Source organism: Nocardiopsis sp. TNDT3, assembly GCF_003427465.1.
Lineage (GTDB): Bacteria > Actinomycetota > Actinomycetes > Streptosporangiales > Streptosporangiaceae > Nocardiopsis > Nocardiopsis dassonvillei.
Map to the genome: position 1 here is coordinate 1 of NZ_QPFC01000498.1, position 10,928 is coordinate 10,928.

A 10,928-nucleotide genomic window follows, 5' to 3' on the forward strand; every position below is an offset into this window, starting at 1 on the left:
GGGAGGAGGACGGCCGCTCCTCAGTCCCCGGCCGACCGGGCCCGCGGGACGGCGGCCGCGTCGGCGCCCCTGCGCTCCGCCTCCCGCTCGGCCAGCCTGCGGCGCTGCGGCACCACCGTGTACTTGGGGTCGGCCACGGACTGCTTACCCGCCTGGAAGACGCCCAGCCGGGTGCACGCGGAACCGGCCAGCAGGGCGGCGCCGCTCACCGCGGAGGCCACCCGGCTGCGGCGGCCCAGCACCGCGCCGGCCGCCCCGGCCAGGGTGAGCGTCCGGGCCGCGCGCATGAGGGCGCCCGCCCTGCCCTGCCGGTAGGGCTCGCCGGACAGCCCCATCCCGCGCTCCATGGCGCTGGACACCGCCGTCTCCACCAGGGCGCCGCCCACGGCGGCGCGGCGCGCGGGACCGCTCTGCGCCAGGGGCGCGGTGACCAGGCCCATCCCGCCCGCGGCCGCGGCCGCGGAGGAGGCGAACACGAACGGCATGTACCGGTAGCCGTCGTGCCAGGACGGCACCGCGGTGTCGCACACCAGCGGAGCCGTGTAGGTGGCCACCAGCGGCCCCACCGCCCCGGCGCCCAGGGTGGCCGCCAGACCGATCCTCGGGAACCACCCGGTGGCGGAGGTCACCGCCGCGACCCCGGCCAGGGGGCCGTAGGTCATGAGGATCCAGGACCCGACGCTCATCGGCGAGGTCGGCTTGACCACCCGCAGCATGTTGAGGAAGCGCTCGGGGCGCCCCAGGTCGTGGATGAGCGCGGCCGTCGAACCGGAGATCGCGCCCAGGGCCGTGTACTTGAGGGGGCGGGCCAGCTCCGGGCGGCCGGTCAGCTCGGCGCCGGCGGCCAGCACCGACGAGGCCCCGGCGAGACCGCCCAGGAACAGGTAGCCGCCGATGTCGGAGGCCTTCCACACGATCTGGTTGAGGACCGGCTTGCCGTAGTAGGAGCGGAACTCGGCGTCGGGCACCCGCGTGGGCTCGCCTCGCCCCTTCTTCCTGCGCCGCCCCTCCCCGTGTTCGCGGCGCTGCTCCTCCCCGACGACGTCGGCGGCCCCCGTGACGGCCTCCCGTCCGGGGCGCTGCCCGCGCACGCCCTCCTTGGTCACGTCCGACGAGCTCATCAGCGCCTCCCCACGAACGTCGCGGCCGCTCCGACCACCAGCGCCGCCGCCGCGACACCGGCGTGCCGCCACATCGACGGCAGGTCCCGGGTGGTCACCACCGGGTCCGGCGGTAGCCCGTAGACCTCGGGCTCGTCCAGCAGCAGGAAGAACGCGCCCGCGCCGTCCACCCCGTTGTCGGGGTCCTCGCCGTACAGGCGGGCGGAGGACACCCCGGCCTCGCGCAGGTCGGCCACCCGCGCCTCCGCGCGCGCACGCAGTTCGTCGAGGTTGCCGAACTGGATCGAGTCGGTGGGGCAGGCCTTGGCGCAGGCGGGCTCCAGGCCGTCGCCGATCCGGTCGTAGCACAGGGTGCACTTCCAGACCCGGCCGTCCTCCTCGCGCTTGTCGATGACCCCGTAGGGGCAGGCCGGAACGCAGTACCCGCAGCCGTTGCAGATGTCCTCCTGCACCACCACCGTGCCGAACTCCGTGCGGAACAGCGAGCCGGTCGGGCACACGTCCAGGCAGGCGGCGCTGGTGCAGTGCTTGCACACGTCCGAGGACATCAGCCAGCGGAACTCGCCTCGCTCGTCGGCCCCCGTGGCGGCGCCGGGCAGCTCGAAGGACGGCATGCCCAGGTCCACGGCCCCGGGGCGGCCCACGCCCGGGTCCTGGTGGCCCAGGGGCTCGCGCTGTTCGACGAAGGCCACGTGCCGCCACGTGTCCGCGCTCAGTCCACCGCTGTTGTCGAACGACATGGACGTGAAGTCCAGGCCGTCCTCGGGGACCATGTTCCACTCCTTGCAGGCGACCTCGCAGGCCTTGCAGCCGATGCACACACTCGTGTCGGTGAAGAAGCCGACCCTCTCGTGCCTGCCGTCCCCGTTGCTCTCCGCGGACACGCTCACACCTCCAGTCCCGTCTGTTCCGTGATTCCGGCCCGCTCCCGGTACTCGCGCACCAGGTCGAGGCGCTCGACGCCCCGGGGCCTGCGTCCCGGCCGGATGTCGGCCGTGATCGCCTTGACCTCCTGGATGTGCACGTTGGGGTCGAGCGCGATGGGCATCAGCTCGTTGACCGCGTCCCCGGTCGAGTACCCGTTGGGCCCCCAGTGGTAGGGCATCCCGATCTGGTGGACCACCCGTCCCTGCACCCGCAGCGGCGCCATCCGGTCGGTGACCATGACCCGGGCCTCGATGGCGTTGCGCGCCGTGACGACGGTGGCCCAGCCGCCGTGCTCCAGACCGCGCTCCTCGGCCAGCTCGGGCCCCACCTCGCAGAAGAACTCGGGCTGGAGTTCGGCCAGGTAGGGCGTCCACCTGCTCATCCCGCCCGCGGTGAAGTGCTCGGTGAGCCGGTAGGTCGTCACCACGTACGGGAAGACGTCGGACCCGGGCGTGCCGGGGGCGGGGTGGTACCGGTTGTACTCGTGCGGGTACAGCAGACGCGTCGGGTTGCGCTGGTGCCCGTACAGCGGGTTCTCGAACGGGGTGTCCTGCGGCTCGTAGTGCGTGGGCATCGGGCCGTCGTTGAGGCCCGCGGGCGCGTACAGCCACCCCTTGCCGTCGGCCTGCATGATGAAGGCGTCCCGACCGGTCAGCGCCGCGACGCCCTCGGCGTCCTCCTCGGGCTCGTAGTCGGGCGCCTTGCGGTTCTCGAAGTCGGGGGTGTCGTGCCCGACCCAGCGCCCCTGCTCCGCGTCCCACCACACGAGGCTCTTGCGGGGGCTCCAGGGCTCCCCGTTCTCGTCTGCGGAGGCGCGGTTGTACAGGACGCGCCGGTTGTCCGGCCACGCCCAGGCCCACTCCCCGGCGATCCAGTCCTGTTCGGTGTGGGGCTTCCTGCGCGCCGCCTGGTTGACCCCGTCCTTGAAGACGCCGCAGTAGATCCAGCAGCCGCACGAGGTCGACCCGTCGTCGCGCAGCTCGGTGTAGACGGTGAGCGGGCGGCCCTCGGCGTCGTGTCCGTTGATCTCGCGCAGGACCGCGGCGGCGTCGGGCTCCCCGTCCTCCTCCAGGGGGTAGTCCCAGGTGAGGTCGAGGACGGGGCGGTCCTTGGGGTCCTCGGAGCCGGCGAGGATACCGCGGATCTCGCGGCCCAGGTGGTACATGAACCACAGGTCGCTGCGCTGGTCACCGCTCGGGCTCACGGCCCGGTCGTGCCACTGGAGCAGCCGGTTGGTGTTGGTGAAGGTGCCCGACTTCTCGGTGTGCGCGGCGGCCGGGAAGAAGAACACCTCGGTGCCGATGTCCTCGGTGCGCATCTCGCCGGACTCGATCTCCGGCCCGTCCTTCCACCAGGTGGCGCTCTCGATCAGCGAGAAGTCGCGCACGACCAGCCAGTCCAGTTCGGCCATGCCCATGCGCTGGGCCCTGCTGTTGGCCGATCCCACGGCGGGGTTCTCTCCCATGAGGAAGTAGCCCTTGCACTTTCCGGCGATCTGCCCCATCACGGTGTCGTAGTGGCTGTGGGAGCCGGTGAGCCGGGGCAGGTGGTCGAAGCAGTAGTCGTTCTCGGCCGTCGCGTGCTCGCCCCACCACGCCTTGAGCAGGCTGACGGTGTAGGCCTCCATCCCGTCCCAGAACCCCTTCCTGGGGTTGCCGGCGGCCATGATGTAGGTCTCCAGGGACTGCTCCTCGTGGGCGTGGGGCATCGGCAGGTAGCCCGGGAGCAGGTCGAACAGGGTGGGCACGTCGCTGGAGCCCTGGATGCTGGCGTGTCCGCGCAGCGCCTGGATGCCTCCCCCCGGGCGGCCGATGTTGCCCAGCAGCAGCTGGAGGATGGAGGCGGCCCGGATGTACTGGGAGCCGACCGTGTGCTGCGTCCAGCCCACGGCGTAGCAGAAGGCGCTGGTGCGGTCCCGGCCGGAGTTCTCGGTGAGGTGGTCGCACACCCTCCGGAAGGTCTCCTTCGGAATACCGCAGACCTCCTCGACCAGCTCCGGCGTGTAGCGCGCGTAGTGGCGTTTGAGGACCTGGAACACGCAGCGCGGGTCGGTGAGCGTCGGGTCCTCCCTGGGCTTCTCCCGGATGACCGCGCCGCCCGACCCCTGCTGTTCGGGCCGCCCGGAGTGGCTGGTGCCGAGGTTCTCCTCCAGCCGCTCCCTGAACAGCTGGTTGCGGTTGCCGGAGGCGGCGGCGACCTCGGCGCCCTCGTAGCTCCAGGTGCTGGCGTCGTAGCTCTTGTCCTCCTCCGAGAAGCCGGAGAACAGGCCGTCCAGGTCCTCGGTGTCCTGGAAGTCCTCGCCGACGATCGTGGCGGCGTTGGTGAAGGCGCGCACGTAGTCGAGGAAGTACTTCTCCTCGGTGAGGACGTGGTTGATGATCGCGCCGAGGAAGGCGATGTCGGTGCCGGCGCGGATGGGCACGTGCATGTCGGCGAGCGCGCTGGTGCGGCTGAACCGGGGGTCGACGTGGATGACCACCGCGCCGCGGGCCTTGGCCTCCATGACCCACTGGAAGCCGACCGGGTGGGCCTCGGCGAAGTTGGAGCCCTCGATGACGATGCAGTCGGAGTTCTGCAGGTCCTGGAGGAACATGGTCGCCCCGCCGCGCCCGAAGGACGTCCCGAGCCCGGCGACCGTGGAGCTGTGGCACACGCGGGCCTGGTTCTCCACCTGGACGACGCCGAGCGAGGTCAGGAGCTTCTTGATGAGGTAGTTCTCCTCGTTGTCCAGCGTGGCGCCGCCGAGGCTGGCGATCCCCAGCGTGCGGTTCACCCGTTGCCCCTCGTGCTCCCGCTCCCAGGTCTGCTCGCGCGTGCGGACCACGCGGTGGGCGACCATCCGCATGGCGGTGTCGAGGTCGAGTTCCTCCCATTCGGTGCCGTACGGGCGCCGGTACAGGACCCTCTCCTCGCGCGCGGAGCCGGTGGTGAGCTGGAGGCTGGCCGACCCCTTGGGGCACAACCGCCCGCGGCTGATCGGCGAGTCCGGGTCGCCCTCGATCTGGACGACCTTCTCGTCCTTGACGTAGACGTTCTGCCCGCACCCCACCGCGCAGTAGGGGCAGACCGACTTCACGACCCGGTCGGCCTCCTCGGTGCGGGACCTGAGGTTCTCCGACCGGCGGGACTTCGCGGCGGCCCCGCGCCCCGTCGGGTCGTCCCCCGTGAACTGCCGGTACACCGGCCACGACTCGATCCACGTGCGTACGCCCATGCTCGCCTCCGCCCCGGGCCCGGGGCCCGTCGATGGTCTCCAGGTCTGCCGCTACCCACGGACGAGGGGGAGCATGGGTCCGGATTCCCACCGTGCGCCGGGCGCGACTCCGGGCGGCAGGGGACACGCCGCCCGTGGCGGTTCCATGGGGCTTTTGTGACGCGGTCCGGAGGACGGTGTTTCACGTGAAACACCGAGGGAGGAGAGAGCCGAAAATCCCCCTTTCCGGACTTCCCCGGCGGGAGGAGGGTTGCGGCACTCCCTCCAGTTGGTAAGAACTTCCCCCGCCGTGCGTCCGAAGCCGCGGCGATGGGCAGGGGGCACCTGGACAGGGATCATGACGACGTGGTGGGGGACCAGTTCCATGACCGACGTATCCAGCCAGGGATCCGCGCCGGGAGACGACCGCGAGGTGCTCACGAACCGGCAGGGACACCCGGTCTACGACAACCAGAACCAGCGCACGGTCGGCGAGCGGGGGCCCGCGACGCTGGAGAACTACCAGTTCCTGGAGAAGATCAGCCACTTCGACCGGGAGCGCATCCCGGAGCGGGTGGTGCACGCGCGCGGGGTGACCGCGTTCGGCTACTTCGAGTCCTACGGCGCGTGGGGCGACGAGCCGATCAGCCGCTACACGCGGGCCAAGCTCTTCCAGGGCAGGGGCAAGCGGACCGACATCGCGCTGCGCTTCTCGACCGTCATCGGCGGCAGGGACTCCTCGGAGTGCGCGCGCGACCCGCGCGGGTTCGCGATCAAGTTCTACACCGAGGACGGCAACTGGGACCTGGTGGGCAACAACCTCGCGGTGTTCTTCATCCGTGACGCCATCAAGTTCCCCGACGTGATCCACGCCCTCAAGCCGGACCCGGTGACCTTCCGCCAGGAGCCCAACCGCATCTTCGACTTCATGTCGCAGACCCCCGAGTGCATGCACATGCTGGTCAACCTGTTCAGCCCGCGCGGCATCCCGGCGGACTACCGGCACCAGCAGGGCTTCGGCGTCAACACCTACAAGTGGGTCAACGACGTGGGCGAGACCGTCCTGGTCAAGTACACCTGGATGCCCAAGCAGGGCGTGCGCAGCATGACCGAGGCCGACGCCGCCAACCTCCAGGCGGACGAGACCGGGCACGCGACCAAGGACCTGCACGAGGCCATCGACCGCGGCGATTACCCGGAGTGGGAGCTGCTCGTGCAGATGATGAGCGACGAGGAGCACCCCGAGCTCGACTTCGACCCGCTGGACGACACCAAGACCTGGCCGGAGCAGGACTTCCCGCCCAAGGCGGTGGGGCGGATCGTGCTCGACCGGAACGTGTCGGACAACTTCGCGGAGAACGAGCAGATCTCCTTCGGCACCGGCGTGCTCGTGGACGGCCTGGACTTCTCCGACGACAAGATGCTCGTCGGGCGCACCTTCTCCTACAGCGACACGCAGCGCTACCGGGTGGGGCCCAACTACCTCCAGCTGCCGGTGAACCAGGCCAAGAACGCCGACGTGCGCACCAACCAGCGCGACGGCCTGATGGCCTACCACCAGGACTCCGGGGGCGAGAACCCGCACGTCAACTACGAGCCGTCCATCAACGGCGGCCTGCGCGAGGGGCAGTACCCCACGCACGACGAGCAGGGGCCGGAGATCCGGGGGCGGATGACGCGCAAGCGCATCTCCCGCACCAACGACTACCAGCAGGCGGGGCAGCGGTACACGCTGATGGAGGAGTGGGAGCGCGACGACCTGGTGCGCAACTTCATCGGACAGCTCTCCCAGTGCGACCGGCCGATCCAGGAGAGGATGGTCTGGCACTTCCTCATGGTCGACGACGACCTGGGGCTGCGCGTCGGCGAGGGGCTGGGCATCGGCCCGGGCGACGTGGCGCACCTGGAGCCGCTGCGGAGCCAGACCCTGGACGAGGGGGAGCGCCAGCGCATGGCCAACCTGGGCAAGAACGGCCCCCGGGACGTGTCGGGGCTGACGATGACCCACTGCGTGCCCAACCAGCGGCACGTGGTGGAGCGCTGAGGCGGGCGTGATGGAACGGCTCGCACGGGCCCTCGCGCACACCTCGTCCGCCGTCGGCAGGGGACTGCTGGCGGGGGTGGTCGGCACGGCGGCGATGACGGTCTCCAGCACCGTCGAGGCCAGGCTGCGCGGCAGGGGAGGCAGCACCTCGCCCGCCGACGCCGCCGGGAAGGTGCTCGGGGTGCGTCCGGAGGGCCCCTCTGGCGAGCAGCGGTTCAGCACCGCGGTGCACTGGGGCTACGGGGCCTCGTGGGGGGCGGTCCGCGGGCTGCTGGGCGCCGCCGGGCTGCACGGGACCGCTGCGGCGGCCGCGCACCTGGCGCTGGTGTGGGGCGGTGAGCAGGTCGCCCTCCCGGCCACGGGCACGGCTCCCCCGGCCTGGAAGTGGGGCGCCGAGGAGGTCGGGGTGGACCTGCTGCACCACACGGTCTACGCCTGCGCCACCGGTGCCGCCTACGAGTGGCTCGACCGGCGCTGACCCGCGGTCGTCCGGCCCCGGTCCCCGTTCGGGGACCGGGGCCGGACCGTGTGCGGCTCCGGTGCGGGCGCGGCCGTACGGCATGACACGGCCGCCGTCTCCCGGGAGGCGGCGGCCGTCGTCGCACCGTCCCCGCTCCGCGCGGGGTCCTTTCGGGCGCGTCAGCGCCTGACCCGGTCGCGCCGGGAGGGCGCCAGGATGATCCCGAGCGCGATCATGCTCAGTCCCAGGAAGAGGTGCAGCCAGTTGTCGGCGTTGTTGAGCGGCACGAAGTTCGCCGGGTCGTCGGACCCGACCAGCAGGCCGTAGAGCCACAGCACCAGGTAGGCCAGACCGCCGCCGATGAGGTAGACGCGCGCCAGACCGGCGGTGCGCGCCATCGCCACCCCGGCCACGCCGAGGACCAGGTGGAGCAGGTTGTGCAGGATGGACACCTGGAAGAGCCCCAGCAGCAGGGCCTCGGAGTGGTGCCCGGCGAACTGCATCTGGTCGTAGTTGGTGGTCACTCCGGGGATGAAGCCGAGCACGCCCACCAGCAGGAAGACGATGCCGTAGATGAGCGCGGCGAGGCGGATCGGCTTTCCGGGAACCCTGGTCACGCCCTGGGTCGATGTCCTGTTGGACATGGTTACCTCCACCGTGTTGCGTCCGTTTCATAAGTCCCTGTGACGCAAGGGGCTGGTGGTGAACCATTACCCGATGTGATGCGCATCACTCACGCTGGCGGTCGGCGGCGTCCGCCGACCCCGGCCGCCGCACACCGCCGACCGGTCCCGGGCGCGGACGAACGTCCGACCCGCGGCGCGGGGGAGCGGTGGCCGGAGCAGAGGAACGGTGGCCGGAGCGCGGGAGCGGGACGGGCGCAGCGCCGCCCGCGCGGTGAGTGCGGACGCGGGAGTCGGGGTAGTCGCGCCAGCGAGGCACTCCCGCGGTGGGCCGGGGGCCGCGAGCCGGTGGGGCGAGGCCTCCGCGCGCGGCGGACGCGGCGCCGCGGGAACGGTGCCGACCGACGGCGTCGAACCCGGGAGGGAAGCGGTCATGGCGGAACTGGTGTCCGACCACGTACTGAAGCGTCTGCGCGAGTGGGGGGTCGACCGCGTCTTCTCCTACGCGGGCGACGGCATCAACGGCCTGCTCGCCGCGTGGGAGCGGGCCGACGACCGGCCCCGCTTCATCCAGTCACGGCACGAGGAACTGGCGGCCTTCGAGGCCACGGGGTACGCCAAGTTCTCCGGCCGGGTGGGGGTGTGCGCGGCCACGTCGGGTCCCGGCGCCATCCACCTGCTGAACGGCCTCTACGACGCCAAGCTCGACCACGTGCCGGTGGTGGCCATCCTCGGCCAGACCGCGCGCAGCGCGATGGGCGGCTCCTACCAGCAGGAGGTCGACCTGATGTCGCTGTACAAGGACGTGGCCAGCGACTACCTCCAGATGGTGACCGTCCCCGAGCAGCTGCCCAACGTGCTGGACCGGGCGATCCGGATCGCCGCGAGCAGGCGCACGGTCACAGCGGTCATCATCCCCGCCGACGTCCAGGACCTGGAGTACTCGCCGCCCGAGCACGAGTTCAAGATGGTGCCCTCCAGCCTCGGCCTCCCCTCCCCGCGGTCCACGCCGTCCCCGGAGGGGCTGGCCGAGGCCGCCGAGATCCTCAACTCCGGTGAGCGCGTCGCCATGCTGGTCGGACAGGGGGCCAGGGGAGCGGCGGACGCCGTCGTCGAGATGGCCGACAGGCTCGGCGCCGGGGTGGCCAAGGCGCTGCTGGGCAAGGACGTGCTCCCCGACGACCTGCCCTTCGTGACCGGGTCGATCGGGCTGCTCGGCACCCGGCCCTCCTACGAGATGATGCGGGACTGCGACACCCTGCTCGTGGTGGGATCCAGCTTCCCGTACAGCCAGTTCCTGCCCGAGTTCGACCAGGCGCGCGCCGTGCAGATCGACATCGACCCGACCATGGTCGGCATGCGCTACCCGTTCGAGTGCAACCTGGTCGGCGACTCCGCGCAGACGCTGCGGATGCTGCTGCCGCTCGTGGAGCGCAAGACCGACCGCTCCTGGCGGGAGAAGGTCGAGGACGGCGTCGCGCGGTGGAGGCGGGTCCTCGAACGGCGCGCCCACGTGGACGCCGACCCGGTCAACCCCGAGCGCGTCTTCCACGAGCTGTCCCCGCTGCTGCCCGACGACGTGATGGTGACCGCGGACTCCGGTTCGGCGGCCAACTGGTACGCGCGCCACCTGGTGTTCCGCGAGGGCATGCGCGGAACGCTGTCGGGCACGCTGGCCACGATGTGCCCCGGCGTCCCCTACGCCACGGGGGCGAAGTTCGCCCACCCCGACAGGCCGGTGGTCGCGCTCGTGGGGGACGGCGCCATGCAGATGAGCGGCATCAACGAGCTGATCACCATCGGCCACTACTGGAGGGAGTGGGAGGACCCGCGGGTGGTCGTCGCCGTCCTCAACAACCGCGACCTCAACCAGGTGACCTGGGAACTGCGCGCGATGGGCGGAGCGCCGCAGTTCCTCCCCTCGCAGCGGATCCCCGACTTCCCCTACGCCGGGTTCGCCGAGAGCATCGGCCTGAGGGGGATCAAGGTGGACGACCCCTCCGACGTGCGCGACGCCTGGCAGCGGGCGCTGTCGGCGGACCGGCCCTGCGTGGTCGAGTTCGTCACCGACCCCGCCGTCCCGCCGATCCCGCCGCACGCGACGCTCGACCAGATGGAGAGCGTGGCCAAGGCCCTGGCCAAGGGCGACCCCGAGGCGTGGTCCGTGGTCAAGCGGGGCGTCGTGTCCAAGGCACAGGAGTTCCTGCCGGGAGACGGGCGGGGAGGCCGCTGACACGGGAGCGGGGAGGGGCGCCCGATCCGGTCGTGGACGGGGGGCAGGGCGTGGCTCCGCCCATCGAGGACCACGCGCTTCTGGGTGGCATGCAGACGTCGGCGCTGGACGGCGGGGACGGGAGCGTGGACCGGCTGTGCCTGCCCGGGTCCGGCTCCGGCGCCCGCTTCGCCGCCCTGCTGGGCGACGGGACCCGGCGCGCCAGCGCGCGGAGTCGCGGGGGCGGTGACCGCGCCCCGACCGCGGCGGGTCGACAAGGCGACGGAGCGACAAGGCGACGCGGCGACAAGGCGACAGAGGTCGGGGCGGCGGACCGGGCCGCCGCCC

Annotated in this window: 8 protein-coding genes; 4 read left to right on the top strand and 4 right to left on the bottom strand. The window is 71.7% G+C overall.

All coding sequences use genetic code 11. From position 1 onward, the window contains the following. Positions 1-20: 20 nt before the first annotated feature. Genes nrfD through fdh form a run of 3 tightly spaced genes read right to left on the bottom strand, consistent with a single transcriptional unit; the run spans position 21 to position 5,262 of the window. A complete protein-coding gene (nrfD, locus tag DQW06_RS13015; RefSeq protein ID WP_013151082.1) occupies positions 21-1,121 on the bottom strand; it encodes an NrfD/PsrC family molybdoenzyme membrane anchor subunit in 1,101 nt (366 codons plus the stop codon). Next, positions 1,121-2,011, bottom strand: a complete 891-nt coding sequence (locus DQW06_RS13020; RefSeq protein ID WP_117198535.1) for a 4Fe-4S dicluster domain-containing protein — start codon at positions 2,009-2,011, stop codon at positions 1,121-1,123. The genes nrfD and DQW06_RS13020 overlap by 1 nt, the downstream gene beginning before the upstream one ends. Then, positions 2,008-5,262, bottom strand: coding sequence for a formate dehydrogenase (gene fdh, locus DQW06_RS13025; protein WP_071620932.1), 3,255 nt, complete (start codon positions 5,260-5,262; stop codon positions 2,008-2,010). Before fdh ends, DQW06_RS13020 begins: the two co-directional genes overlap by 4 nt. 364 nt (positions 5,263-5,626) lie before the next feature. On the opposite strand from fdh, the gene DQW06_RS13030 reads away from it, so the two are divergent. Next, on the top strand, positions 5,627-7,285 hold the full coding sequence (locus DQW06_RS13030) for a catalase (RefSeq protein WP_013151079.1): 1,659 nt from the start codon (positions 5,627-5,629) through the stop codon (positions 7,283-7,285). Positions 7,286-7,295: 10 nt separating this feature from the next. Then, positions 7,296-7,763, top strand: a complete 468-nt coding sequence (locus DQW06_RS13035) for a hypothetical protein (RefSeq protein WP_013151078.1) — start codon at positions 7,296-7,298, stop codon at positions 7,761-7,763. A gap of 161 nt (positions 7,764-7,924) precedes the next feature. Here the strand turns inward: DQW06_RS13035 and DQW06_RS13040 are convergent, their stop codons facing one another. Then, a complete protein-coding gene (locus DQW06_RS13040; RefSeq protein ID WP_013151077.1) occupies positions 7,925-8,389 on the bottom strand; it encodes a DUF4383 domain-containing protein in 465 nt (154 codons plus the stop codon). Positions 8,390-8,801: 412 nt separating this feature from the next. On the opposite strand from DQW06_RS13040, the gene DQW06_RS13045 reads away from it, so the two are divergent. Both DQW06_RS13045 and DQW06_RS29525 read left to right on the top strand, forming a co-directional pair. Beyond that, entirely contained in the window at positions 8,802-10,601 is a 1,800-nt protein-coding gene (locus DQW06_RS13045; RefSeq protein WP_013151076.1) for a thiamine pyrophosphate-requiring protein, read from the top strand. A 50-nt stretch (positions 10,602-10,651) separates the two neighbouring features. Beyond that, a partial coding sequence (locus DQW06_RS29525; RefSeq protein WP_370449074.1) for a trehalase-like domain-containing protein occupies positions 10,652-10,928 on the top strand: 277 nt, incomplete at its 3' end.

Coding starts and splice junctions, on each gene's coding strand:
- nrfD (WP_013151082.1), bottom strand. CDS start 1,121: ATGAGCTCGTCGGACGTGACCAAGGAGGGCGTGCGCGGGCAGCGCCCC.
- fdh (WP_071620932.1), bottom strand. CDS start 5,262: ATGGGCGTACGCACGTGGATCGAGTCGTGGCCGGTGTACCGGCAGTTC.
- DQW06_RS13040 (WP_013151077.1), bottom strand. CDS start 8,389: ATGTCCAACAGGACATCGACCCAGGGCGTGACCAGGGTTCCCGGAAAG.
- DQW06_RS13035 (WP_013151078.1), top strand. CDS start 7,296: ATGGAACGGCTCGCACGGGCCCTCGCGCACACCTCGTCCGCCGTCGGC.
- DQW06_RS13045 (WP_013151076.1), top strand. CDS start 8,802: ATGGCGGAACTGGTGTCCGACCACGTACTGAAGCGTCTGCGCGAGTGG.
- DQW06_RS13030 (WP_013151079.1), top strand. CDS start 5,627: ATGACCGACGTATCCAGCCAGGGATCCGCGCCGGGAGACGACCGCGAG.